Annotated in this window: 28 protein-coding genes; 15 read left to right on the top strand and 13 right to left on the bottom strand. The window is 62.5% G+C overall.

Features of this window, described 5'->3' with window-relative positions:
- A partial coding sequence (locus tag QRN42_RS17055) for a 6-phosphofructokinase (protein WP_284980299.1) occupies nt 1-233 on the top strand: 233 nt, incomplete at its 5' end.
- Between the two features lie 49 nt (nt 234-282).
- On the top strand, nt 283-1,023 hold the full coding sequence (locus tag QRN42_RS17050; RefSeq protein WP_284980298.1) for a GNAT family N-acetyltransferase: 741 nt from the start codon (nt 283-285) through the stop codon (nt 1,021-1,023).
- A gap of 33 nt (nt 1,024-1,056) precedes the next feature.
- Here the strand turns inward: QRN42_RS17050 and QRN42_RS17045 are convergent, their stop codons facing one another.
- The 7 genes from QRN42_RS17045 to QRN42_RS17015 all read right to left on the bottom strand — a co-directional run bounded on the left by QRN42_RS17045 (nt 1,057) and on the right by QRN42_RS17015 (nt 7,169).
- The gene (locus QRN42_RS17045) at nt 1,057-2,595 is read right to left on the bottom strand and encodes a DHA2 family efflux MFS transporter permease subunit (protein WP_284980297.1); all 1,539 of its coding nucleotides are present in this window, start codon (nt 2,593-2,595) and stop codon (nt 1,057-1,059) included.
- The gene (locus tag QRN42_RS17040) at nt 2,579-3,208 is read right to left on the bottom strand and encodes a PadR family transcriptional regulator (RefSeq protein WP_284980296.1); all 630 of its coding nucleotides are present in this window, start codon (nt 3,206-3,208) and stop codon (nt 2,579-2,581) included. Before QRN42_RS17040 ends, QRN42_RS17045 begins: the two co-directional genes overlap by 17 nt.
- A gap of 139 nt (nt 3,209-3,347) precedes the next feature.
- Nucleotides 3,348-3,761, bottom strand: coding sequence for an ankyrin repeat domain-containing protein (locus QRN42_RS17035; protein WP_284980295.1), 414 nt, complete (start codon nt 3,759-3,761; stop codon nt 3,348-3,350).
- A complete protein-coding gene (gene ygfZ / locus QRN42_RS17030; RefSeq protein WP_284980294.1) occupies nt 3,758-4,843 on the bottom strand; it encodes a CAF17-like 4Fe-4S cluster assembly/insertion protein YgfZ in 1,086 nt (361 codons plus the stop codon). The genes QRN42_RS17035 and ygfZ overlap by 4 nt, the downstream gene beginning before the upstream one ends.
- Nucleotides 4,844-4,882: 39 nt before the next feature.
- The gene (locus tag QRN42_RS17025) at nt 4,883-5,605 is read right to left on the bottom strand and encodes a flavodoxin family protein (protein WP_284980293.1); all 723 of its coding nucleotides are present in this window, start codon (nt 5,603-5,605) and stop codon (nt 4,883-4,885) included.
- A gap of 63 nt (nt 5,606-5,668) precedes the next feature.
- Nucleotides 5,669-6,268: a nitrobindin family protein gene (locus QRN42_RS17020; protein ID WP_284976339.1), complete on the bottom strand. Its 600-nt coding sequence runs from the start codon at nt 6,266-6,268 to the stop codon at nt 5,669-5,671.
- A gap of 166 nt (nt 6,269-6,434) precedes the next feature.
- On the bottom strand, nt 6,435-7,169 hold the full coding sequence (locus QRN42_RS17015; RefSeq protein ID WP_284976338.1) for a permease: 735 nt from the start codon (nt 7,167-7,169) through the stop codon (nt 6,435-6,437).
- A gap of 263 nt (nt 7,170-7,432) precedes the next feature.
- Here QRN42_RS17015 and QRN42_RS17010 point away from each other — a divergent pair, with 263 nt between their 5' ends.
- The 8 genes from QRN42_RS17010 (at nt 7,433) to asd (ending at nt 15,618) form a co-directional block, all read left to right on the top strand.
- Nucleotides 7,433-8,131, top strand: coding sequence for a winged helix-turn-helix transcriptional regulator (locus QRN42_RS17010; protein WP_159706924.1), 699 nt, complete (start codon nt 7,433-7,435; stop codon nt 8,129-8,131).
- A 274-nt stretch (nt 8,132-8,405) separates the two neighbouring features.
- Nucleotides 8,406-9,374: a mycothiol synthase gene (mshD, locus tag QRN42_RS17005; RefSeq protein WP_284980292.1), complete on the top strand. Its 969-nt coding sequence runs from the start codon at nt 8,406-8,408 to the stop codon at nt 9,372-9,374.
- Between the two features lie 105 nt (nt 9,375-9,479).
- Complete coding sequence (locus QRN42_RS17000; protein ID WP_284976336.1) at nt 9,480-11,729, top strand: RNA degradosome polyphosphate kinase; 2,250 nt, start codon at nt 9,480-9,482, stop codon at nt 11,727-11,729.
- A 9-nt stretch (nt 11,730-11,738) separates the two neighbouring features.
- The gene (locus QRN42_RS16995) at nt 11,739-12,707 is read left to right on the top strand and encodes an NUDIX hydrolase (RefSeq protein ID WP_284980291.1); all 969 of its coding nucleotides are present in this window, start codon (nt 11,739-11,741) and stop codon (nt 12,705-12,707) included.
- A gap of 59 nt (nt 12,708-12,766) precedes the next feature.
- A complete protein-coding gene (locus tag QRN42_RS16990; RefSeq protein WP_284980290.1) occupies nt 12,767-13,570 on the top strand; it encodes a thymidylate synthase in 804 nt (267 codons plus the stop codon).
- Entirely contained in the window at nt 13,567-14,169 is a 603-nt protein-coding gene (locus tag QRN42_RS16985; RefSeq protein WP_284980289.1) for a dihydrofolate reductase, read from the top strand. Before QRN42_RS16990 ends, QRN42_RS16985 begins: the two co-directional genes overlap by 4 nt.
- Nucleotides 14,170-14,179: 10 nt before the next feature.
- Nucleotides 14,180-14,401 carry an NF038396 family protein gene (locus tag QRN42_RS16980; protein ID WP_284976332.1) on the top strand — a complete coding sequence of 74 codons (222 nt, stop codon included), beginning with the start codon at nt 14,180-14,182 and terminating at the stop codon, nt 14,399-14,401.
- A gap of 62 nt (nt 14,402-14,463) precedes the next feature.
- Complete coding sequence (asd, locus tag QRN42_RS16975) at nt 14,464-15,618, top strand: aspartate-semialdehyde dehydrogenase (protein WP_284980288.1); 1,155 nt, start codon at nt 14,464-14,466, stop codon at nt 15,616-15,618.
- A gap of 2 nt (nt 15,619-15,620) precedes the next feature.
- Here the strand turns inward: asd and QRN42_RS16970 are convergent, their stop codons facing one another.
- Nucleotides 15,621-16,766: a winged helix DNA-binding domain-containing protein gene (locus tag QRN42_RS16970; protein WP_284980287.1), complete on the bottom strand. Its 1,146-nt coding sequence runs from the start codon at nt 16,764-16,766 to the stop codon at nt 15,621-15,623.
- Between the two features lie 84 nt (nt 16,767-16,850).
- Between QRN42_RS16970 and QRN42_RS16965 the strand changes: the two genes are divergently transcribed.
- Nucleotides 16,851-17,330 (top strand): hypothetical protein, encoded by a 480-nt coding sequence (locus tag QRN42_RS16965; RefSeq protein ID WP_284980286.1) that lies wholly within the window; start codon nt 16,851-16,853, stop codon nt 17,328-17,330.
- Between the two features lie 30 nt (nt 17,331-17,360).
- Here the strand turns inward: QRN42_RS16965 and QRN42_RS16960 are convergent, their stop codons facing one another.
- The 5 genes from QRN42_RS16960 to QRN42_RS16940 form a co-directional block, all read right to left on the bottom strand.
- Nucleotides 17,361-18,428, bottom strand: coding sequence for a UDP-N-acetylmuramate dehydrogenase (locus QRN42_RS16960; protein ID WP_284980285.1), 1,068 nt, complete (start codon nt 18,426-18,428; stop codon nt 17,361-17,363).
- 85 nt (nt 18,429-18,513) lie between these two features.
- Nucleotides 18,514-18,960, bottom strand: a complete 447-nt coding sequence (locus QRN42_RS16955; RefSeq protein ID WP_284976327.1) for a MaoC family dehydratase — start codon at nt 18,958-18,960, stop codon at nt 18,514-18,516.
- Between the two features lie 2 nt (nt 18,961-18,962).
- Entirely contained in the window at nt 18,963-19,412 is a 450-nt protein-coding gene (locus QRN42_RS16950; RefSeq protein WP_284976326.1) for a MaoC family dehydratase N-terminal domain-containing protein, read from the bottom strand.
- A gap of 9 nt (nt 19,413-19,421) precedes the next feature.
- A complete protein-coding gene (locus QRN42_RS16945; protein WP_284980284.1) occupies nt 19,422-19,646 on the bottom strand; it encodes a DUF3188 domain-containing protein in 225 nt (74 codons plus the stop codon).
- A 104-nt stretch (nt 19,647-19,750) separates the two neighbouring features.
- Complete coding sequence (locus QRN42_RS16940; protein WP_284980283.1) at nt 19,751-20,614, bottom strand: HpcH/HpaI aldolase/citrate lyase family protein; 864 nt, start codon at nt 20,612-20,614, stop codon at nt 19,751-19,753.
- A gap of 370 nt (nt 20,615-20,984) precedes the next feature.
- On the opposite strand from QRN42_RS16940, the gene QRN42_RS16935 reads away from it, so the two are divergent.
- The 4 genes from QRN42_RS16935 to QRN42_RS16920 are packed head-to-tail and all read left to right on the top strand — an operon-like array spanning nt 20,985 to nt 24,818.
- Nucleotides 20,985-22,031 (top strand): ABC transporter substrate-binding protein, encoded by a 1,047-nt coding sequence (locus QRN42_RS16935; protein ID WP_284980282.1) that lies wholly within the window; start codon nt 20,985-20,987, stop codon nt 22,029-22,031.
- Between the two features lie 2 nt (nt 22,032-22,033).
- Nucleotides 22,034-22,924: an ABC transporter ATP-binding protein gene (locus QRN42_RS16930; protein WP_284980281.1), complete on the top strand. Its 891-nt coding sequence runs from the start codon at nt 22,034-22,036 to the stop codon at nt 22,922-22,924.
- On the top strand, nt 22,924-23,841 hold the full coding sequence (locus QRN42_RS16925) for an ABC transporter permease (protein WP_284980280.1): 918 nt from the start codon (nt 22,924-22,926) through the stop codon (nt 23,839-23,841). Before QRN42_RS16930 ends, QRN42_RS16925 begins: the two co-directional genes overlap by 1 nt.
- 29 nt (nt 23,842-23,870) lie before the next feature.
- Nucleotides 23,871-24,818 carry a TauD/TfdA dioxygenase family protein gene (locus QRN42_RS16920; protein ID WP_284980279.1) on the top strand — a complete coding sequence of 316 codons (948 nt, stop codon included), beginning with the start codon at nt 23,871-23,873 and terminating at the stop codon, nt 24,816-24,818.
- Nucleotides 24,819-24,833 lie beyond the last annotated feature (15 nt).

The raw sequence follows: 24,833 nt of genomic DNA, 5'->3' as shown, positions 1-24,833 counted from the left end.
GCGCCACCATCCTCGGCCACATCCAACGCGGCGGCGTCCCCACCGCCTTCGACCGAGTCCTCGCCACCCGACTCGGCATGGCCGCCACCGACTCCGTCGTCGACGGCCGCTGGGGAACCATGGTCGCCCTCAAAGGCACCGACATCTCCCACGTCGGCTTCGAAGAAGCCCTCGGCAAACTCAAAACAGTCCCCCAACACCGCTACGACGAAGCGTCCGTCCTGTTCGGATAGTCGGGATGCATGTCGGATAGGCTGAATTTATGTCCGATAGGCTGAATTCATGACCCTGGAGTCCACGTCCGCTGCCATTATCCAGTTGGCGTGGGCTCGCCATTTAGGGCTCGACGACGACGCTTTCGCCGGCGGACTCACGGGACGGAACTCCGACCCGAGCGATCCTTCAGGACGCATCACGCGGATAGACGACTCGGCACGCGCCCTGGTCTTTCTGCGATTGTTCGGTGCTTCGGCACTGGTAGGACCGCAATGGGCACTGGATGCCGCGGCCGACGTGCCCGATACCGAACTTGCCCAGCATGTGACGCTCTTGACCTTGACCCGGTCACATGGTGGGCACGGGCTGGGGTCCTCAGCCTTGTTCTTCGCAGACGACCTGCCACTTCGGCAACCGGCCGCGGAACTCACTGTCTCCCGGGGAAATCCCGAGGCGACGGGGTTGGAGGGCCTTTGCCCTCCGGATGATGTCAACGAAGTAGGCCTCCAAGGACTCGAACACCGCTTCACCATCATGCACTCGGATGAAGAGCAGGCTACTCCGGTGGCTTGCGGGGCCTACTCGGAATGGGAAGGCATCCTGGGGAACATGGGGGTCTTGGTGGCACCTCCGTGGCGCCGCCGCGGCCTCGGTACCCTCGCGGCGTCGATCGCTGCGCATGAAGCACTAGCCGCAGGGTTGACGCTCCAGTGGAAGGCTGATGTCAGCAACACAGGAGCGCTCGCGATGGCCCGCAGCCTTGGCTTTGCCACGGGCGGGCTTCACGCGAGCGTCCTGCTTGGCTGATCAATCAACAGCCAGTCCCGGCTGTGGGCATGCCTACTTGCGGGCGGCGTCCTGGGAGGAGGCTTCCTGAACTGCCGGAGTTCCGGCAGCGGCTGGCTTGTTACCCCAGCCGCTGACCGACTTGGGTTTGCCGTAGAACGCGGCAACGACCGCACCCAGCAGAATCGCACAGGCTGGCAGCACGATCGCCTGGCTCATCGCCGTCGAGAATCCCGCGTGAAGTGCCTGCGGCAAGGTTCCGGACATGGAAGCTTCTCCCACCGGCGCTCCGGCGGGGGCTGCAGGCAACTCCGCAGCCAAGCGGGCTTGGATCAGTGCAGCGATAGCCGCTGAACCCAGGACGGCGCCGATCTGCCGCGTGGTGTTGAAGACACCGGAACCGGCGCCCGCCTGCCGCGGCTCCAGGTTACGGGTAGTTGCATTCGAAACCGGGCCCCAGATGCAAGCGTTGGCTACGCCCTGCACAGCGCTCGGCAGGAGGAACATCCAGATGGGCGTGTCCGGACCCAGCAGGTTTGCCGTCCAGAAGAGTGCACCGGCGAGGCAAACGAGTCCGAAGGTTGCAAACCAGCGCGGGTTGGTTTTGTCGATCAATCTGCCCACCACCGGGGCGAGGGCACCGGATATGACGGCCATGGGGATCATCAGCAGTGCGGACTGAGTTGGCGTGAGGCCCCGTACCACTTGGTAGTAGAAGATGGTGGGTAGCGGGAATGCCGTTACCGAAAAGCCCACTGCCATGATGGTGGCGTTGCCCAACGAGAAATTGCGTTCTTTGAACAGGCCCAGCGGCAACAACGGTTCACCGCCGCGGCGTTCGAGCATCCACTGCCAGGCGACAAAGAGAACCAGAACCACCAGCCCGCTGATAATCAGGCCCCAGACCGAGATCACGCCGGTAACGGTTCCCCACTTATATGTCTGGCCCTCTTGGATGCCGAACACCAGGAGGAACATGCCGACGGCGGACAGCACCACACCGAGGATGTCGAAGCTGTGGCTGTGGGTAGTCAGCTTCGGCACAAACCGGGTGACCAGGACGAACGCTACGATCCCGATAGGAACGTTAACGAAGAAGATCCATTCCCATCCCAAGCTGTCCACCAGGACGCCGCCGAGGATCGGGCCAACCAAGACGGCCATGCCGGCGGTTGCGCCCCAGAGTCCCATGGCTGCGCCACGGCGATCCGGCGGGAAGATGCGCGTGATGACCGCCATCGTTTGAGGGGTCATCATGGCAGCACCCAGGCCTTGCACGGCACGGGCTGCGATCAGCATGGTGATGTCGCCGGAGAGGCCGCACCATAGGGACGCCAAGGTGAAGACCACCAAACCGATGAGGTACAGGTTCTTGGGGCCGAACCTGTCACCGAGCCGGCCGGTGATGAGCAGTGGAACTGCATAAGACAGAAGGTAGGCGCTGGTCACCCAGATGACGGCATTGATGTCCGTGTTGAGGCCCGCCATGATCCGGGGGTTGGCGACCGACACAATAGTGGTGTCGATCAGGATCATGAAGAAGCCAACGACGAGTGACCACAGTGCGGGCCACGGTTTAGCTACGTTTTCCAAGGGATTCCTTTGGGTGGTGTGAGAGTGCTGGCGGAGCGGTTTGGGGTTCATCCCAGGGCAGTTGCCCGGTCCCCAGCTCCTGAAGGAAATCGCGGATCCACGCAATTTCGGTTCGGCGCATGGCCTGTTGGTAGGTGATATCGATCCAATACTTGCGGTCGACGCCCTTGGCCGTCACGGTGGCTTCGGCATTGACCAGGAAGTCCAAGTCCGCGGCGAGCGCCACGAGGCGTTGTTCCATCAGGTCAACGACCACTTCCGAGGGAAGGTGGTGCGCTTCGGCGATGGCGTGCGGAAAGACAGGATATTCGTTCAGCGGCGTGGACAGCATTACTTGGAGCCGGGCATCGAGGGCACGGTGTCCATCGTCCGTGATCCGGTACGTTGTGCGCTCGGGCCGGTTGCCCTCCCGCTCCGTGCCCGTGGCTTCAACGAGTCCATGCTCCTCGAGCCGACCAACTGCGTGGTACAGCGTCCCGGGCCGGACCTTGACCAGCCGGTCCTCGTGCCGCGCCATGAGGACTTGGTACATCTCATAGGGGTGCATGGGTTCTTCCGCCAGGAGCGCCAATGAGGCAACTCCCAGAGGAGTCAGTTCAGCGGCTTTGGGCATAACCCCTCCCCTTGGTGCGTATATTCCACTACAACTATTCCACGTGGAATAAGTGAGCGCAAGGCGACGCTTTCGCGGTCCCTGTTCTCGCAGCGAAGTCCCTGTTCCCTTAGTCCTGTTCCCTCCGCCGGGAGTTACCTCAGCCCAGGAGCGCGAGAATGTCCGAGCGTGCAAACATTGCCGCGGCCTCCCGCGCGGTGGGGATGCCGGCGTCGGGGTCGGCTCCGGCATCCAGCAGTACGCGGGCGACGCCGGTGTAGCCCTTGAAGACCGCGCCCGCCAGCGGAGTCTGGCCACGGTCGTTGGCAGCGTTGGCATCGGCGCCGTGGTGAAGAATCAGCTGAACGGCTTCTTCGTGTCCGTGATAGGCCGCGAGCATCAACAGTGAATCGCCGGAGGCGTTGGTCAAGTTGGCGGGAGCACCCGCGCCCAGGTAACCGCGCAGCAATTCAGTGTTGCCCTCCCTTGCGGCGTCGAACAACGCGTGCGCGAGGGCCAACGTTTCATCGTCAGCGTTCGTTGCATCGCCGGAGGGGTACGTTGCCTGGCTCATCGGTGGGGTCCCTTCAAGAATCCGGTCTGGCGCCCGACCACTTGGCCGGCATCGGGGGCGACGATCACTTCCTGGGCTGCGACGTAGGGCTCTTCGCCGTCCATCACCGTGAGGTTTTCCTCAGCCGAAACGGATCGCTTTATCACTGCCAAAGCCACCGGTCCCATCTCGAAATGTTGCGCCACCGATGTCAGGGTACCCACCTTGCGATCTCCGGCAAAGACAACGCTGCCCACGGCAGGCAGGGTGTGCTGCGAGCCATCCAGTTGCAGGAACACCAGCCGGCGCGGAGGGTGTCCCAGGTTGTGGACGCGCGCGATGGTCTCCTGGCCTTTGTAGCATCCCTTGTTCAAGTGCACGGAGGTCCTGAGGAGGTCCAATTCGTGGGGAATTGTTTTCTCGTCCGTCTCCGCACCGAGGCGAGGACGCCATGCGGCAACACGCAATGCATCTGCAGCCATGGCGCCGGCCAATGGCAAGCCGTCCACCGCGTCTTCAAGCCCGGCCATCGGAACCAAGTACTCGAACCACGGCCGTTCGAGGCCGGGATGGGAATCCTCGGGCACGATGCTGTACGCGTACCCTCCCGGGCCGACGTGCGGCCACGGGTCTTCCCACAGGAGGCGGGCGGACAACTGCTCCACGGGTTTGGTGGCACCCACCACTGCCCACTGCTCGGTGACGTCCTCGATCTCCACCCGGAGCATGAACTTCATCTTGTTCAGCCACTCGGCCAAGGGAGCAGCTTCTGCCGCCTCGACGATCAGCCAGGTGGTGCCGCCGTCGTCGATAACGCGGGCATCAAAGTCGATCCGGCCCTGAACGCTCAGCAGCAACAACTCGCTGGAGACGCCGGGCGCGAGGTTGGTGAGCTGTTGCGAGGAAAGAGTATTGAGCCAGCTGAGCCGATCCGGCCCGGCTACCGTGACTACTCCCCTATGGGAGAGATCGACGACGGCGGCACCTGCGGCCAGGGCGCGTTGCTCGCGAAGGGGTTCGCCGTAGTGGGCTGCGACGCCGGCGTCCAGGCCGGTGTCCTCGACGGCGCCGGGGCGCGACAACAGAGGGCTCTTGTAAGTCATATGTAGTAGAAGAACTTCCAGCTCGGCGGTATTCCGGGATCAGCGGTATTCCGGGTTTTCGAAATCAAATCGGGTGCCCGTTTTCCATTCTTCGGGCAAATTGCCGTAGGCCGGGATACCTCCGGCATCACGGAGTAGCTTGGCCATGTGGAGCAGGTTCCACGTCATGAACGTGGTGTTTCGGTTGGTGAAGTCGCTTTCGGGGCCACCGCTTCCCTCGTCAAGATAGCTGGGGCCCGGGCCCACCGGACCGATCCAGCCGGCGTCGGCTTGGGGTGGGATGGTGAAGCCGATGTGCTGAAGGCTGTAGAGGACATTCATGGAGCAGTGTTTGATGCCGTCCTCATTGCCTGTGATCAGGCATCCTCCGACCTTGGGGTAGAAAGCCCACTGGCCGTTTGCTGTCAGCTCCCCGGAATGGGCGTAGAGACGCTCGATCAGCTTCTTGGTCTGCGAAGAGTTATCCCCCAGCCAGATAGGGCCGGCGACGACGACGATATCGGCTTCCTGCACGGCTGGATAAAGCTCAGGCCACGCATCACTCTGCCATCCGTGCTCGCGCATATCGGGGTAGACGCCGCTGGCAATATCGTGGTCAACCGTCCGGATGAGACGGGTGGAAACTCCTTGTTTCTCCATGATCCCGCGGCTGATCTTGATCAAGCCATCGGTGTTGCTGACCTGGGGTGAGGGCTTAAGGGTGCCATTGAAAAAGACGGCCTTGAGGCCCTCATAGCCTCCCGGCTTGAGGTGGGTTGTCACTATCTGCTCCTTCTGCTGGTTGGCTGTGCGGAACGTACAGTGAGACCTCTCGTCAGGGAACCTTCAGGGCACCCTGTGGAGGAAAGCCGAGGCATGTGCTTCCAGCGCTTTGCCACTGGCGGCAACATCCCAACGCCAGAGCAGGTTGCCATCCACCAAACCGAAAATGCGGGTAGCTGCTGTGTACTCCTTGGAGTGACTTCCGCGCATCACCATGTCGGTGCTGAGCTGGATCTGCGGCCCCTTGATCTGGCCGTAGTACAGCTCAGTGATGCCCCCCGGATGGGCGATCGAGACGGATATATCAAAGCCACCGTCGGCATTCCGGCGCTCTTCGACCTCATCGGCCGTCTTAAGCACCGGGACGATGTCGGCGGGAACAAGCCCGGGACCGCCGTCGCCCTCTTCGAGTTTCCGCTCCAAAGCCCAGAAGCCTGTTTCAACGGTCAACGGACGCAGCTTCGCGCCGGCGTCGTCACTCAGCCATGTCTCCGCCCGGTACTGCAAATACGGGAGGCCGTTATGGGTGAAAGAGACGTGCTGGACGAAATGCTCCGAGTCCTCGTCACCACTACCCAAACGGCCGCGGCCCTCCCACTCACCAATGAGCCAGGAAAGCGGGACAAGTTCAGGTGTTAGATCTGTTGGAATCTCTATAGGCATAAACAACTACCTCCCTTGACCTGAGGGACGGACTGCTTACTTCTGGCCCTGGAAAAGGCGGTAAACGACATAACCCGCGAACCAAGCCATGGACACACTGGCCAGGCCAAGGAGGACGAGGAAGAAGATTTCAAATGCGAGTACAGACATGATGCCATCCTAACCGTTAGTAGATGAGTAGTTTGTCAATGAAGTAAGCGATGGCGCCCACTGCCCACACAGGCGCGATTCCCATCCCCACTGCTGCCTGGATGTTGAGCCGTCCACGCCTGAGAGTGGTCATCCGCCGGAAGCACACCAGGACCGATGCCACCACCACGCCCACCAAGGCCGCCGGCAGCACCGCAATGTCCGAGAAAACCAAACCGGCCAAGGGAGCCATGAGTCCGGCCATCACCACGCCCAAGGGGGCGACGATGCGATCCGGCCAGCGGATGATGCCCACAAGGAGCGCGACGGCGGCGCTGAAGCCGGCCACCAGCGCCATCTCCCGCACCCCGTTAAAGCGTGCTCCGGCGATCCACCCGGCCCCCAGGCAGTTCAACAGGACTCCTGCGCAGCAGCCAAGCGTTGATTCGAGCCGCTGGGCTTGGCCTGTGCCCCGGATCAATTGAATAGTGAAAACTGCCATGACACCCAAGGCTATGAAGGCCGGGGTGCCATCCAGGAATCCGGGCGCCGGCATATAAGCGGCAGCTACGGCGGACCCTGCACCGGCAAGGCCAATGACCGCTGCCAGCGTTTTCTTGGCCGGGACCCCCAGGAAATGGGGCCAGCCAATGCCAACCGCGGCAGAGGCCGCAACGCCGACGCCCACCATGGCTTCCCGGGAAACGAAGGTGCTGGCCACGATGGCTGCGAGCGCCACGAGCCCAAATACCCCGATGCTCCAAGACTTCACTGTGTGCCCGACCTCAATCCGATGCGCCTTACGACCTCTCGACAATCCTGCCTTAAGCCAGCCCAATATGTCGTAATTCCGGCATCAACCCGTCACGAATCCCTGTGACGCAGCACCCCTGCGGGTATACTCAGACTTCAACAGCGCACAGGCTTGGCCTTGGTTTCCGTTACAACGGGAAGAGGAAAACTGTGCACCGTGACAGGCCGGTGAGACTCCGGTTTCGACGCCCGATGATGCGCGTACCGCCCATTGGAGGAACTATGTCGCACATCCTGCTCCTGACGAACAGCACCGGCTCATCGGTGGACATCCTGCCTGCCTTGGAGCTCCTGAACCACCGCGTGCACATCCTCCCGGCAGAGCCGACAGCGCTCCTTGAAACCGACCCCACGGACATTGTTTTTCTGGATGCCAGGAAAGACCTCGTGGGGGCACGCTCCCTCACGCAGCTCTTGAAGGCGACCGGCCTCAGCGCTCCCCTGATGCTGATACTTACCGAAGGCGGAATGGCGGCCGTGTCCTCAGCCTGGGCAGTCGATGACATCGTGCTGGACTCCGCGGGTCCGGCCGAGGTGGAAGCCAGGATCCGATTGGCCATGGCGCGCGCTGTACCGGGCGAAGAGGAAACGCAGACGGAGATCCGGGCCGCCGGCGTCGTTATTGATGAAGCGAGCTACACCGCACGCGTGAGCGGGCAACCCCTGAACCTGACCTTCAAGGAGTTCGAACTCCTGAAGTACCTCGCCCAGCATCCCGGCCGGGTATTCACGCGCCAACAACTGCTCACCGAAGTGTGGGGCTACGACTACTACGGCGGTACCCGCACCGTGGATGTGCACATCCGTCGGCTCCGGGCAAAGCTGGGCGTGGACCACGAGAACCTCATCAGCACGGTCCGCAACGTCGGTTACCGGCTCACCCTCGTACGGCTTCCGGACGACCAACTCTCTGAGGCGTAACGCGCCTGCGCCAGCACCTGAAAACGGGGCCAGCACCTGAAACCGACGCCACCACATGAAAACAGGCAAATAAGAAGAGGGGCCCGAATCTGAACTGGTCAGATTCGGGCCCCTCGCCTGCTTGTGGAGGACATACGGGTCGAACGTATCGAGGCCACCCCACTGGTGGATCCCCCCTGCATTCAGCCTCAGAGCCGAACGAGATTACGACACTATCGCGGTTTGACCGGGAGCTCCAAATCGCGTGCTTGCCCCGTGCGTATAGCCTTGCTTCATGAGTCAAGTGCACCCGGAAAACTGGCCCGTCCTGATAACCAACGGCGCTTTGGACCCTGAGCTCCTGGCGGACGTGCGGGCGCTGGCGGCCGCAGCCGAAGAAGACGACGGGAACCCGCCCTTTTCCGAGCAGACCATGGTGATGCTACGCGGCGTCGACGACGGCGACAGCACCGTCGCATCGTTCGCCCTGTACGCCCCGGACGAAGATTCCGATCCGATGACCGGAGAAGACCTGGCTGGGATCGCCGTCGTGGTTCAAGCGGGAAGCAGCGGTGTGCTGGAACTGGCCGTCCACCCGAGCTACCGCAATCAGGGTGTGGCGGGCAGGCTGCTGTCCGCCCTACAGGACAATCGCGGCCTTGACGGGCTGAACGCCTGGTCCCATGGCAACCACGAAGCCGCCGCCGAACTTGCCGAACGCTTCGGGTATGCCCCGTTGCGCGAATTGTGGAAGATGCGGCTGATGTCCTCTGCCGCGGACCTGCCCGACGCCGGCCTTCCGGATGGGATCTCGCTGCGCGCCTTTGTGCCGGGCCGCGATGAGCAAGCCTGGCTGGCTGCCAACCGTGCGGCCTTCGCACACCACCCTGAACAAGGATCGATGACCATGGCAGACCTGATGGCCCGCGAGGCCGAGAGCTGGTTCGATCCTGAAGGCTTCTTGTTGGCGGTAAATGCCGAGGATGAATTACTGGGATTCCACTGGACCAAAGTCCACGCCCAGCTTGGTCCGCACCCCGCCATGGGCGAGGTGTACGTAGTCGGCGTCACGCCCGATGCCCAAGGTTTGGGCTTGGGGAAAGCCCTGACTGTGGCAGGCATCAAGTACTTGCAAGCCCAAGGTCTTCACGCAGTGATGCTGTACGTCGATGCCGATAATCACGCCGCCGTGGCCCTCTACCAGAAACTTGGCTTTGTACGTTGGGACACCGACGTCATGTACGGACCCTTATCCCAAAGTTAGAGTGGGCCGACTGTTGGACTTTAAAGCAGCAGACGTCATGGATTCCCACAGGGCAATTGCTTGTAATGTGGGAGGGAAACCCAGTCCTGAGCTTAGGAGAGACCCATGCAGCCGGACACCGTAGGCGCCGCAGGATCGATATCGACGGGAGCTACGCTACCCGCACGCTTCGGATCCTCGGAAGTGCCAGCCTCCCGGGCCACCCAGGACCGTATCGACATCCCCGAATTCGCGCCCAGCCCCGAACCGGAAGGCGACATCTCACCGGATCGTTTCCTGGACCGGGAGCTGAGTTGGCTCGCTTTCAACTCTCGCGTCCTCGAATTGGCGGAGGATCCGGACTTGTTCCTGCTGGAGCGTGTCAGCTTCCTGTCGATCTTTGCCTCCAATTTGGACGAATTCTTCATGGTCCGGGTGGCCGGGCTGAAACGACGCATCGCCACCGGCTTGGCAGTCCCCTCTCCCGCAGGTTTGAGCCCCATCGAGGTTCTGGAAAAGATCGGGGAGGAAGCACACAGACTCACCGAACGCCATGCGCGCGTCTTCGCCGAGCAGATCCGCCCGGCCCTGGCGTATGAGCACATCCACATCATGCACTGGAACGAACTCGATGAGGACGCACGCCAGCGCATCAGCATCATGTTCCAGGAGAAGGTCTTCCCCATCCTGACCCCCCTGGCTGTGGACCCTGCGCATCCGTTCCCTTACATTTCCGGCCTGTCCCTGAATCTCGCAGTGATTGTCAGCAATCCCATCAGCGACAAGGAACTCTTCGCCCGCGTGAAGGTCCCCGACCAACTTCCCCGCCTCATTTCGGTGGATGGGCCGCGGGCCGGTGCGATTCCTGGCCGCGTTGCCCGTTTCATCGCCCTGGAGGAAGTCATCGCCGTCCACTTGGACAAGCTCTTCCCCGGCATGGAGGTTTTGGAGCACCACACGTTCCGCGTCACCCGGAACGAGGACTTGGAAGTCGAAGAGGACGACGCCGAAAACCTCCTGCAGGCGCTGGAGAAGGAACTCCTGCGCCGGCGTTTCGGCCCTCCCGTGCGCCTTGAAGTCACCACGGATATCAATCCCAACATCAAGGCCTTGCTGGTCCGCGAGCTGGGGGTGGAGGAGTCCGAGGTCTACTCCGTTCCGGCACCCTTGGACCTTCGCGGGTTGTCCGCCATCGCCGCGATCGACCGCGCGGATCTGCACTACCCCAAGCACGTACCGCACACCTCGCGGTACCTGAACGAGTCCGAGACGTCCAAGGCGGCCAACGTCTTCGCCGCCATGCGACGCCGCGACATCCTGCTGCACCACCCCTACGATTCGTTCTCCACCTCCGTGCAGGCGTTCCTGGAGCAAGCGGCGGCCGATCCCAAAGTTCAGGCCATCAAGCAGACGCTGTACCGGACCTCCGGGGACTCCCCCATCGTCGATGCCTTGATTGACGCCGCCGAGGCCGGAAAACAAGTACTCGCCCTGGTGGAGATCAAGGCACGTTTCGACGAGCAAGCCAACATCTCCTGGGCACGGAAGCTCGAGCAGGCCGGCGTCCACGTCGTCTATGGCATCGTGGGCCTAAAGACACACTGCAAACTCTCATTGGTGGTACGCCAGGAAGTGGACGGACTGCGTCGCTACTGCCACATCGGCACCGGCAATTACCACCCCCGCACTGCCCGGTATTACGAAGACCTCGGGTTGCTCACAGCGAACGAGCAAGTGGGCGAGGACCTGTCCAAGCTGTTCAACCAGCTCTCCGGCTACGCACCGAAGTCCACGTTCAAGCGACTGCTCGTTGCCCCGCGATCCGTGCGTGCCGGCCTGATCGAACGGATCGAAACCGAGATCCGCAACGCCCGTGCCGGCATCCCCGGCAGGGTCCAGATCAAGGTCAACTCCATGGTGGATGAGGCAATTATCGACGCCCTGTACCGGGCATCGCAGGCCGGCGTCCGCGTCGACGTCGTGGTCCGCGGCATTTGCTCGCTGCGCCCTGGCGTCCCGGGGCTCAGCGAGAACATCACTGTGCGTTCCATCCTTGGCCGTTTCCTGGAGCACTCCCGCGTCTTCGCTTTCGCCAACGGCGGCGAACCGGTGGTGTACATCGGTTCCGCGGACATGATGCACCGCAATCTCGACCGCCGCGTCGAAGCCCTGGTGCAGCTGGCCAGCAAGGAAGATACCGCCACGGTAGTTGACCTGATGCGGCGCTACGTGGACGACGGAACGGCGAGCTGGCATCTGGACAACCAAGGCAATTGGACCAGGCACCATTTGGACGCGGACGGCAAGCCGTTGCTGGACATGCAATCTTGGCTCTTGGCTTCCCGATCCCGGCAGCGCGCCGCCACCCGGCTGTAAAGGACCCAGTTGAACAGCGATACGCCCGTGGCGGATCAGACGGACCATCCCGGCGAGCCCATTGCGGTAGTAGCCGCCGGGGCCATTCCTTGGCGGATCGTCAATGGCCACTTGGAAGTCCTGCTGATCCACCGGCCCCGGTACGACGATTTCTCGTGGCCCAAAGGCAAGCTCGACGCCGGCGAAACAGTCCCGGAGTGCGCAGTGCGTGAGGTCCGCGAGGAGATCGGCCTCCAAGCAGGTTTGGGCATTCCGCTGCCACCGATCCACTATCACGTGAACGCCGGCCTCAAAGTAGTCCACTACTGGGCGGTCAAAGTCAACGGCGCACCTCTTCGACCAGATGGCAAAGAAGTGGACAGCGTCATGTGGTGCACACCGGACAGGGCTGCCAAGTACCTCAGCAACCCCACCGACGTCGAGCCGCTTGAGTACTTGGAGAAGGCCTATGTGCGAGGCGAACTCGATACATGGCCGCTGGTGCTCATTCGCCACGCCAAGGCGAAGCCTCGTTCCTCATGGACCAAAGCGGAGGGCGACCGCCCGTTGGCGGCCACGGGGCAGCGCCAGGCAGCGGCTGTGCGTCGGCTTTTGGAGGCTTGGTGGCCGCAACGTGTGGTAACCAGCCCGTGGCTCCGTTGCGTTGCAACGATCGCGCCTTACGCCAAAGCCAGCGGAGCCAAGGTCAAGCTGTCCGAGGCCCTCACCGAGCACCATCATCAGCGTTCCCCGAAGAAGACCGCTGCGGCCGTTGAAGCACTGTTCGACAAGCAAGTTCCGATAGCTGTTTGCACCCATCGCCCGGCCCTGCCCACGGCACTCAAACAACTTGGCCGGCACATGTTGCCCGAGCTGCGGGCCTTGCTTCCGACGTCGGACCCGTTCCTGTCGCCCGGAGAGGTGATCGTGTGCCAAGTGGCCCGCGGGGCCGAGCGGAAGATTGTCTCCGTGGAGCAGATCAGGCCGTTCGACGACTAGTGCTCCGGTTGACCCGGGTCAGCGCGTAGACCCCGGTTGTTGACTAGTAAGCTGGACCCGTGAGCATCCCCACTCCCTATGAAGACCTCCTCCGCGACGTTATGGCCAACGGCACCCACAAGTCGGACCGCACCGGAACCGGAACCCGCAGCGTCTTTGGACGTCAACTGAGGTTCGATCTCGCCCGGAGCTTCCCGCTGATCACCACCAAGCGGGTTCACTTCAAATCCGTGGCGGTGGAACTGCTATGGTTCCTTCGCGGCGAGTCGAACGTGAGGTGGATGCAGGAACAGGGTGTGTCCATTTGGGATGAATGGGCGGACGCCGATGGTGAACTTGGACCCGTTTATGGGGTGCAGTGGCGCAGTTGGCCCACCCCTGACGGGGGCCACATCGACCAGATCGCTGATCTCATGGCCAACTTGGCCTCGAATCCGGACTCACGGCGACACATCGTGTCTGCATGGAACGTCTCCGAGCTCGCTGACATGGCTTTACCCCCCTGCCATGCCTTCTTCCAGTTCTATGTTGCCGATGGCAAGCTTTCCTGCCAGTTGTACCAACGCTCCGCCGACACTTTCCTCGGCGTCCCGTTCAACATCGCCTCCTACGCCCTCTTGACCCTGATGGTGGCCCAGCAGTTGGACTTGGAGCCCGGTGAATTCGTGTGGACCGGCGGCGATGTCCATGTCTATGACAACCACGTAGACCAGGTCACGGAGCAGCTGAGCCGCGAGCCTTACGACTATCCGCAGTTGAAGATCCTCCGTAAGCCGGACTCCATTTTCAATTACAAACTGGACGACTTCGAGGTTGTTGACTACCGCCACCACCCCACTATCAAGGCGCCGATTGCCGTATGAGTAACGCTTCCTCTTCTGACTCTCCTTCTCCGCTTTCCGGCGTCACTTTCACGCAGGAAATCTCTGCGCGCATGAACGGGATCGGCATGGTGTGGGCCCAGACAGCCGCGGGCGTGATCGGCAAGAACGGCACCATGCCGTGGTACGTACCCGAGGACCTCAAACACTTCAGCCAGCTCACGTCCGGCCACCCGGTCATCATGGGCCGCAAAACGTGGGAGTCGTTCCCCGAAAAATACCGGCCTCTTCCGGGACGCACCAACATCGTGGTGACCCGGAACTCCGAGTGGGCGTCCGCGCATGAGGCGGAGGGCGTCGTCGTGGTGTCATCTTTGGACGCCGCGCTGCTCGAGTCGCAATTCGCACCTGGTTGCGAGCAGGTGTGGATTATTGGCGGCGCTGAAATCTTCGAACAGTCCATGGGCATCGCCAACGTTGCGGTGATCACCGTCATCGACGGCGATTTTGACGGCGATACTTTCGCGCCTCAGCTCGGCGCGGACTGGTCCCTTGAAAGTGCGGCGCCCAGCGAGGGCTGGCTGACCGCCGCAAATGGCACAAACTACCGGTTCACCGCGTTGCGCCGGACGGACAGCTAGGAAACCCGGAATGTTGAAAAAACCCGAGACCCTTTTCGTCCTGGGCTACATGCTTCTGCCGCTGCTGGCACTCCTCTCCGCTATCGTAGGCCTGACCATGATCCTGGGTGGGAATAGGATCGCGGGGATTATTGTGCTCGTGGTAGTGACCCAGGTATTTACGTTCGGTTCCTTCTTTGCGTTGCGCCAACGCAAGGCCGCCATGCTCCAAGAGCGCGACGCCGGTCAGTAGCCAGCCAGCGCACGTGACGTAACGGACAGCGGCGGCTGGTTCCGAAAGTTTAGACTGGGTGCATGACTACAGCAGCTAATCCGTCCGTTGGACTGGTCGGTTGGCGTGGCATGGTCGGTTCCGTCCTGACGCAACGCATGCAGGAAGAGAACGACTTCGCCAACATCAACCCGGTATTTTTCTCCACCTCGAACGCGGGAGGTGCCTCCCCTTCGTTCCTGAACTCCACCGAGGGCGACGCCGGCACCCTCCAGGACGCGTTTGACATTGAGACGCTTGCCAAGCTGCCGATTATTGTTACCGCCCAGGGTGGTGACTACACCAAACAGGTCCACGGCGAGCTGCGCAGCCGGGGTTGGGACGGCCTCTGGATCGATGCTGCCTCAACGCTTCGCATGAGCGATGATTCCATCATCGTGCTGGACCCCATCAACCGCGACGTCATCGACGCCGGCCTTTCCGGCGGCGTCAAGGACTTCATCGGCGGCAACTGTACGGTTTCGTGCATGTTGATGGGCCTCGGCGGCCTATTCAAGAACAACCTGGTTGAGTGGGGCACCTCCATGACCTACCAGGCTGCTTCCGGCGGCGGTGCCCGCCACATGCGTGAGCTCCTGAACCAGTTCGGCACGCTCAACAACGAGGTCAGCAGCGAACTGGATGATCCCGCGTCCGCGATCCTTGAAATCGACCGCAAAGTACTCGCCGCGCAGCGCAACGGCGTGGACGCCACGCAGTTCGGTGTTCCCCTGGCCGGTTCCCTGATTCCTTGGATCGACGCTGACTTGGGCAACGGCCAGTCCAAGGAAGAGTGGAAAGCGGGCGTCGAGACCAACAAGATCCTTGGCACCGGCAAAGGCACCGCGGGCAAGGAACACATCGCCATGGACGGCCTGTGCGTCCGCATCGGAGCCATGCGCTCCCACTCCCAGGCCCTCACCCTCAAACTCCGTGAAGACCTGTCCGTGACGGAGATCGAGAACCTCCTCGCCAAGGACAACGAGTGGGCCAAGGTGGTTCCCAACACCAAGGAAGCCTCCATGGCCGAGCTGACTCCTGTGGCCGCTTCCGGCACCTTGGACATCCCGGTGGGCCGAATCCGGAAGCTCGAGATGGGGCCTGAATACATCAGCGCCTTCACAGTGGGCGATCAACTCCTCTGGGGTGCCGCCGAGCCGCTCCGCCGCATGCTCAACATTGCGACAGGCAAGCTCTAAATTTAGCCGGCCATGAACCTCACATAGGCGCGGCCCTGAGCCTCGAAGGAACGCTGAGCAGCCGGACTGAGTTTCCCGGTGAACGGCTCTGGAATTGCGCTGACCGTTTTGCCGCTGACCGTCCGGGACCAGGTCCCCACCACTTCTCCTCCGGAGACGATCATGCGCTTGAAGATGCCGTTGTTCCCCGGCACCACCAGGCCTGCATACTCGGGGTCCAGGACCAGGGTCCGGTCCTGGTACCCGAGGAGGAATTCGTCGAACCCGGGAAGTGCCAGCAACGTGCGGGAGCCGGGAACGCCGTCGTCGAGCAATTGCGCGACTTCAGGAGAAAGCCAATAACTGGTGCCTTCGAAGGGCAACTCCACCAGTTGCTCCCGTACCACGGTGAGCGCCCGACGAGCCTCCGTGAGCGGCACTTGGCTCCACCAGGAAAAGTCGCGCACCGTCGCGGGGCCGTGACTGCGGAAGTAGCGGAACATGAGCTCAGCTATCCCTTCTTCACGCCCGAGGCTCCTGGACTTGGGAATCCAGTCGTCGAAAGGCACGAACAGTTGCTGCGCGCCCGGCTTCCCGTTGCCCGCCTTCCCGCTGGCGGCCATGGGCCCCTGGACCAGCCATGCCCGCTGGCAGAGGCTCGCCACCAAATGGATGCCGCGCTGGGTCTTGGTGATCTGGCCGGCGTCCTCAAAGGCGGCGAAAAGCTGCTCGCGGGTGGCGCCGGGGGTGCCATCGCCGGCCTTGAGGGCTTCGCAGGTCTTGAAGGCGATGTCCCGACAGTGACTGATGTCCTCGGGCGTGATGTCCAGCTCCCGGTGCCGCCCTGCTACTACTTTCATGAGCCGGCCACTCGTGATGCCAAGTATCCAGCGGAGGTCCTCGGGGGCGAGCAGATGCAGTGTCCCGCGCATCGGCCAGGAACGCACCACAGCTCCGCTATCCAGGGCCGCACGAACGTCTGACGCCGTGGTGCCGCGAGAGCGCTGGCCCACGGCCCACAGGGCGGAACCAAGGTCCTGCGCTTGGATGCATGCCATCCATCGGACGGCGTCCGGAACGGGTCGGGAACCGTCAGCCAACAGGCCGTGGCTCACGAGCCGCAAACGGCCCATGACCCGGGGAGTCAAGCTGCTGGAGGCAGGAGGCATGCTCCATCCTAAAGCCCTACCATCTACAGCGAACCTTGCCGCGTCTCACAGCGGCCTTCCAGCACAGCCTCATAGGATGAGGGAATGCTTTTTGGTGACCTAGCTCCGCAGGTGCGGCCTCTTAGCCGGTGGCTGGCAGCCGCTGGCTGGCTCTGCACCGTCGTCGGGCTTGGCATGGGACTCATCGTTGCGGTTGGCACGGGTGTCAGCCTGTCTGCCTCGATGCAGGCGATCCAGACCGCCAGCCTCGTCGCGACTGCGTCTGCTGCGCTTCTCATTGGCACCGCGGCCCTCAGCCAGCCCATGGCCGACCGGGACAGCGCCTCCCCCGAGCCGTGGTTCTACCCAGCCGCCGCAGCGCAGGTCCGGAGCTTCCTTTTGGGTTCGGTGGTCATGCTGTTGGGCTTGGTCGGATTCGCGATGGCCGGTCTGTTCATGCCCAGCGGACCGTCGCCACAAAGCATTGCGTTCAGCCAGATCTTCCTCTTGGGCTCCGTCAGCTGCGGCCTCACGTTCCTTTTGCTGAACAAGGTGTTGCCAATCGCCGAACGCCGGGCCCGCTAGCGCAGCCAGCGTAACGGCGTTCGAGGGCCGCTAGAGTTCGACGCCGATCAGCAGCGGCTCGGGGTGCAGCTCAATGCCAAACCGATCCACGACGCCGGCCCGCACTTCGCGCGCGATCGCCAGCATGTCCGCCGTGGACGCCGAGCCGCGGTTGGTGATTGCCAAGGTGTGTTTCGTGGAGAGGGAGGCCCTGCCTCCGGTGACGCTGGATTCTTCCAAACCGAAGCCCTTCCCAAACCCTGCCTGATCAATCAGCCACGCCGCGGAGAGTTTCACCAGCCCGTCGGAACCTGCCGGATACTTGGGCGCGTTTTCCGGCAAATGCGCAGCTTGTTCGGCCGGCACGATGGGATTGGTGAAGAACGAACCCGTTGAATAGGTGTCGCGGTCGGCCGGGTCCAGGACCATTCCTTTGGACGCACGCAGCCGCAGGACCGCCCTCCGCACGTCGTTGGAATAAGCCCTTTTGCCGACCTCGACACCAAGAACCCGCGCCAGTTCGGCGTAACGGACGGGCGCGCTCATCCTTCCCAAAGCCAACTGGAACTCCACCGTCAGCACAACGAATCGTGGCGAGCCATCAATGGTGGTCTGCTTCAGGATGGAATCGCGATACCCGAACTTGAGTTCGGAATTGGTGAAGGTCCGGATGGCATTGCTGTCCCGATCCCACGTTCGCACGGCGGCGATGGTCTGCGACACGTCAGCGCCGTATGCGCCCACGTTCTGAACAGGCGTGGCCCCGGTAGCACCCGGTATCCCGGATAACGCTTCCAGACCGGACCAAGCATGAAGCACTGTGTACTCAACCAAGGCGTCCCAGTTGTGTCCTGCCTGGACCACGACCGAAGCCCCGCCGCAGCTATCCTCCGAATTGACCTCGACGCCTTCGGACGCAATCTGCACCACGGTGCCGGGGTATCCCTCATCAGATATCAGCAGGTTGGAGCCGCCGCCGATGATCAGGAGCTTCTCGCCCGCGGCATCTGCAGACCGCACGGCGTCGATAATCTCGGCCTCGGTCCGGGCCAGCACGAACTTGCTTGCTGGCCCACCAACGGCGGCCGTGGTCAATTCGGAAAGCAGGGTCTGAGTCACCTGTTAAGCCTAACGGGCAGTCCGGGGCCGCGCTGACGGAACTCCGCCGTGCACAAGTCCAAGTCCATCCGTCTGGGCTACGTCGTCAGTTGGCTGACGCAACCTTCACGATCGCCTGCGACTTCATCAGTACTTTCTGGCCCGCAGCCATGACTGTCAGATCGATGCGCGCGGTGCGGGCTTCGGCGTCGAGCGCCCCCACCGTAGCTGTGACGTCGATGACCGCACCCGCTTCGCTGGTCCCGGTGGTGTCAGTAACGAGGACAGGCTTGGTGAACCGGGTCTGGTAATCGACGACGGCGGCAGGGTCGCCTGCCCAGTCGCTCACCAGTTGCACAGCGGCACCCATGGTGAACATGCCGTGGGCAATGACGCCCGGCAGCTCCACTGAAGTGGCGAAGGCCTCGTTCCAATGAATGGGGTTGAAGTCCCCCGATGCTCCTGCATATTTGACCAGGTCCTGGCGGGTAACGTCGATGCTGCGGCTGTCGATTTCCTGGCCGACCGTGAGTTCTTCGAATGTGGGGCTCATGGTTACTGTCCCTCTCCTCGGACCAGGATGGATGAGGTGGTGGTGGCAACCTTTTCGCCCTCGACGGTGGAAATCTCGGAGCGCGTGGTGATCATGGCCCCGCCGCCCATGGCCCGGACGCCGTCGACGTGCAGTTCGGCCACGAGCCGGTCGCCGGCCACGATGGCACGATGGTGGGTAAACCGCTGGTCAGCGTGGACCACGCGGGAAAAGTCGATGCCGGCATCAGGGTCCTGCACCAGTTGGGCGTCGGCACGCTGGGCAACAATGATGGCGAATGTTGGCGGTGCTACGAGGTCCTTGTGGCCGAGGGCCTTGGCTGCCTCGACATCGAAGTGGGCCGGGTTGGTGGCCTTCACAGCTTGGGCGAACTCACGAATCTTTTCGCGGCCGACGTCGTATACCTCTGCGGCAGGGTAGCTGCGGCCCTGCAAGTCCGGATTGATACTCATGCACCAACCCTACTTCTTGTAGGTCTTGCGGATTTGCTGGCCGCGGACCACCAAACCGCCCACGTGCAGCAGCAGCCCGACGCCGATGACCGGGAGGGAAGCCAATGCCATGCCTTGGTTAGCGGAGGTGTTTCCCACGATAGAGAGGACAAGCCCGACGGCGATGAGCCCCATTGCGCTGAAGACCAGCACTTTGTAGGCAACAGGGGCCGTGGCCCAGAATTCGTTCAGCACCGTCCAAGTCTACCGGCGCCCCGCGAGGGGTTGGCTCTCGCGCCTATGACGCACGCTTCCAGCCGAGAACCCGCCCCTCGCGAAAAGGACGTGGATGGAGTGGCCTACAGGGAGGGCTGGACTCCAAAAGCCACCGCGAGCTTCATGATCTTCTCTGCCCGGCCCAGGCGCGGGAGGTCGGATCCATCACGGATAACACGGCCGTTGGACTCGAAGTCGTGCATGAAGTCAGTTGCCCACGCAACGTCCGACGGGGTGGGGCTGATGACCTCGTTGATCACAGTGGTCTGGTCGATAGCCAGGCATAGCTTGCCCGTCATGCCCATGGTCACGGTGATGCCCGTCTGCTCACGCAAAATGGGGTGGTTGGTCCCGACGGTGGGCCCATCAATAGGGCCGGGCAGGTTGCCCACCCGGCTGGCGACCACGAGCTTGGCCCGCGGGTAGGCCATAGCCTCCGGGGTGGCGGCCATGCCCGTATCGCGGCGGAAGTCGCCGGAGCCGAACGCGAGCCGGAAAGCACCCTGCGCCTTGGCGATGTGGTTGGCTTCCTCGATGCCGAGGGCCGACTCCACCAACGGGATAACGGGGGTCTTACCGTCCATGCGGTGGAAAGACTCGGTCACCTGGTCAGCGGATTCGGTCTTGGCCAGCATGACGCCGAGCAGTCCCGGGGTGCCGCGCAGTCCGGCGAGGTCATCGGCCCAGAACTTGCTGGTGGCGTCATTGATGCGGACCCAGGCCTGGCCACCGGCGGTCAGCCAGTTCACGACGTTTTCGCGAGCGGCGTCCTTCTGGGAAGGGTCAACAGCGTCTTCGATGTCAAGGATGATGGCGTCTGCCCGCGAACCCGCGGATTCGTCAAAGAGCTCCGTTTTCATGGCGTTCACAAGGAGCCACGAACGGGCAATGTCGGCGGGAATGTTGCGGGTTGGCCGAATTGATTCGGCGGCGATGCTAGACGTCATGTATCTACCGTATCCGGCCAGCGGGTCACACGGCGAAGAAATCCGCCCGGTTGTGAGGATCAATACGAACTAAACCCCGTATGACTGTCGGGTCCCGCAGTATGAACGCCCGACGACGGCCCGCGCCACTCATTTCGGCCCACCCGTCGTAGTTCTTCATCGCGGTCAATCCGGCGTCTTTGTGTCTTTCGATTGCCGGGAATGGCCCAACATTTCGCCCCGTTTCGGGCTGTTTCGCAGCGTTTCCGGGAGTTACCGAGCCGCTTCCCACCCGGCACCAGCATGGGTTTTGATCGTTCCCAAGCCGTCGCTCACGTCCGGCCCACTCCACCATCATCATCCCCATCATCCCCATCGAAAGTAGCTCCCCATGAAACTGCATCTGCCCCTGCTAAGCGTCGCGGCCGCCGTCGTACTAGCGCTGACGGTGAGTGGCTGCGGCGGCGCTGCCGACGCCGGGCAAGGCAATCAAAGCGGCGCCGAAGTCAAGGAACTGCGCTACCAAGGTTCAGCAAACCAAGTCACCTTCCCGGAACTCGCCCAGGACCTCGGATACCTGGGGGACGTCAAGCTGAAGTGGGTAGGCAACACCACCAGCGGTCCCCAAGACATACAGTCCGCGGCAACGAACCAAACCGACTTTGGCGGCGCCTTTACCGGTGCCGTGGTCAAGCTCGTCGAAGCCGGAGCGCCCGTGAAGGGCGTCATCAACTACTACGGCTCTGACGAGAAGAACTTCAGCGGCTACTACGTGAAGTCAGACAGTCCGATCAAGAGTGCACGCGACCTGATCGGCAAGAAGATCGCCGTGAACACGCTCGGCGCGCACCACGAAGCAGTCATTGACACCTACTTGGCCAAGAACGGCTTGAGCCCGGATGAAATCAAGCAGGTTCAACTTGTTCCGCTGGCGCCGAACGACACCGAGGAAGCGATCCGGCGCGGCCAAGTTGACGCGGGAACGCTCGGAGGCGTGCTCCAGGACCATGCGCTCGCCACTGGTGGCCTGCGTTCCTTGTTCAGTGACTTCGGGCTCTTCGGCACCTTCGCCGGTGGGCAGATTGTGCTCCGCAACGACTTCATCCAGCAAAACCCCGGCACCACCCGCACTTTCACCACGGCAGTAGCCAAAGCCATCAAGTGGGCTACCGAGACTCCTCGCGCTGAAGTGATTGCACGGTTCACCAAGATCATCGAGGGACGTGGCCGTAACGAAAGCACAGCCAACCTGAAGTTCTGGAAGAGCCCGGGAGTCCCGGACAACGGCGTGATCCAGGATGCAGACTTCACACGCTGGGAGAACTGGCTCACCACGTCCGGGATCGTCAAGGGCAACCTGACGCCGTCAAAGTACTACACCAACGAGTTCAACGAACTGGCCGGCACTGCTGGTCAAAGTTCCGCGAAGAAGGGATAGCCATGTCCGTGAAGATCAGCCTCAAAAATGTCAGCAAGGAATTCACGGTCCGGGCCACCAAGACCACCAGCGCCACCCGGCTCACCGCCGTCGACTCCCTGAGCCTGGACATCCGCGACGGCGAGTTCCTTACCTTGGTGGGCCCCAGCGGGTCAGGCAAGACCACGCTGTTGGACCTCCTGGCTGGCCTGTCCACGCCCACCTCCGGGGAGGTATTGGTGGACGGCCGGCCGGTGACGGGGCCGGGAAAGGACCGCGCCGTGGTGTTCCAGCAGTACGCCCTGTTTCCCTGGCGGACGGCGTCAGCCAACGTCTCGATCGGACTCGAAGGAACGGGCCCGGACGGCAAGAAATTGAACCGCCGCCAACGTGCCCGCAAGGCCAGTGAATACCTCGGGCTCGTTGGGTTGGCGGGGTTTGAGGACCGGTACCCGCACGAACTGTCCGGCGGGATGAAACAACGCGTGGCCATTGCCCGAAGCCTCGCCTATGAGCCCGACGTGCTGCTCATGGACGAGCCTTTTGCAGCCTTGGACGCCCAGACCCGCGAGCAACTGCAGGACGAACTGCTGCGGATCTGGCGGGCCACCGGCAAGACCATCGTCTTCATAACCCACGGTATTGATGAGGCCGTGTACCTCGGCCAGCGCGTCGCCGTGCTGAGCGCCCGACCGGGCCGGCTCAAGGAGATCGTGGACATCAATATCCCGGACCGCGACGGCGACGAAGACATCCGCTCGAACCCCGCCTTCGTGGAGCACCGCCACCAGGTCTGGACCCTCCTGCACGACGAAGTCCGGCGCGCGCAAGATGCGGGCCACCGCAAAATCCTGCCGGACGGCAGCGCGCCGGACGAGCCCGCAGTCACCGCCACAGAGAGGAGCGCAGCCTGATGACCAGCACGCTGACCCAAACACAAGCCGGACCAAAGGCGGCCAGTACCGCAAGCCCCCAGGCCGACGTCGAACGTTCCGTTCTGCCGGAACCAACTCAACGCACGACGCCGGGCCTCACCGCGGTGCGGGGGGCGGCCGCGGCGGCGGGTTCGGTGGTGTGGAAAGCCGCCGGCATCCTGGCGTTCTTAGCTCTGTGGGAGCTGGGACCGACGTACTTAGCCAGCGCGTCCACCCGGGTGTTCCTCCCTCCCTTGCATGAGGTGCTCTTGGCGTGGGGTCGGCTCTTCGAAGCCGGCACCATCCAAGGCCACATCGCGGCCAGCCTCACCCGTTCAGTGGCGGGCTTCGGTGCGGCGCTGGTGGCAGGTGTCTCATTGGGCTTGCTGATCGCTTGGTACGGGCGGCTGAACTCGATCCTGAATCCGCTGCTGGAACTGTTCCGCAACACCGCTGCCTTGGCCTTGCTGCCCGTGTTCACGTTATTGCTCGGTATCGGCGAGGAATCGAAGATCAGCATCGTGGCGTACGCGGCGTTCTTCCCGGTTCTCCTCAACACCATTGCCGGCGTCAAAACGGTGGATCCGCTGCTCATCCGAGCGGCACGGTCTTTGGGGCTCAATAGTTTCCAGCTTTTCCACAAGGTCATCCTGCCCTCGGCCGTACCGACGATCTTCACGGGGATCCGCATGGCCGGGACAGCATCCATCCTGGTCCTGATTGCTGCGGAGATGGTGGGGGCCAAAGCCGGGCTGGGCTATCTGATCGTGAACGCTCAAAGCAGTTTCCTCATCCCTGACATGTATGCGGGCATCCTCACGGTCTCCCTGCTGGGGCTCGGTGTGAACTTCCTGCTGGTCGCCCTTGAGCGGCACTTCTCCCGCTGGCGGACCGCCGTCGGTGCCACAGCTTCCTAAACCATCACAACAAAAGTAAGGAAAGAACCATGACAGTCATTACCGAAACCAAATTGGAATTCGCGAAGCTTGGCTCGCGAATCGGCGCAGAAATCCGTGGGCTGGACATCAGCGGAGACCTCAGCGCTGACACCGTTAGCCAGATCCGGGCCGCGTTGAATGAGCACAAGGCACTGGTTTTCCGTGAGGCAAACATCCTCACGGATGAGGCACAGGTGAAGTTCGCTTCGCATTTCGGCCCGTTGACCAAGGCCCACCCGACTGTCGCATCAGTGGATGGCGAGGAAAATGTCCTGCCCGTGGACAGCGAAAACGGCTCGGCCAACAACTGGCACACGGACGTCACCTTCGTGGTCAACCCACCGCAGGCTTCAACCCTGCGGAGCATCGACCTGCCCGCCTATGGTGGCGAGACACTGATTGCGTCATCAGCCGGCGCCTATCGGGACCTCCCCGAGGAGCTTCGCAATTTCGCGGACACTTTGTGGGCCATCCATACCAACGACTACGACTACTCGGTTCCCAAGAACCTGGAGCATGCCAATGCCGAGGAGCGGCGCAAGGAGTTCACCCGCCTGAAGTTCGAAACCGCCCACCCCGTGGTGCGCGTCCACCCCTTGACCGGCGAGCGCGGGTTGTTCATTGGGGGCTTCGCGCAGCGGCTCAGGATCGTGGGCTTGTCCAACACCGAGTCCAGGGACATCATCCGGCTGCTCCAGGCGTACGTGACCCGTCCGGAGAATGTGGTCCGCGTGAACTGGGAGCCGAACCAAGTGGTTCTCTTCGATAACCGCATCACGCAGCACTATGCTCCGGACAACTACGACGGACAGCCCCGCAAGCTGAACCGCGTGACCATCGCCGGTGACATCCCGGTCAGTATCCATGGCAAACCGAGCCAGGCCCTCCAAGGCGATTCGAGCACATACTCGGTGGTGGCCCCTGTGGATTCGGTCGCTGCGCCTGCTGCCCTGTAGAGCCGAAGTAGCACG

It is taken from the genome of Arthrobacter sp. fls2-241-R2A-200 (assembly GCF_030209745.1).
GTDB lineage: Bacteria > Actinomycetota > Actinomycetes > Actinomycetales > Micrococcaceae > Arthrobacter.
Note: the sequence above shows the minus strand (reverse complement) of the source record. Positions and strands in the feature narration are given on the sequence as shown.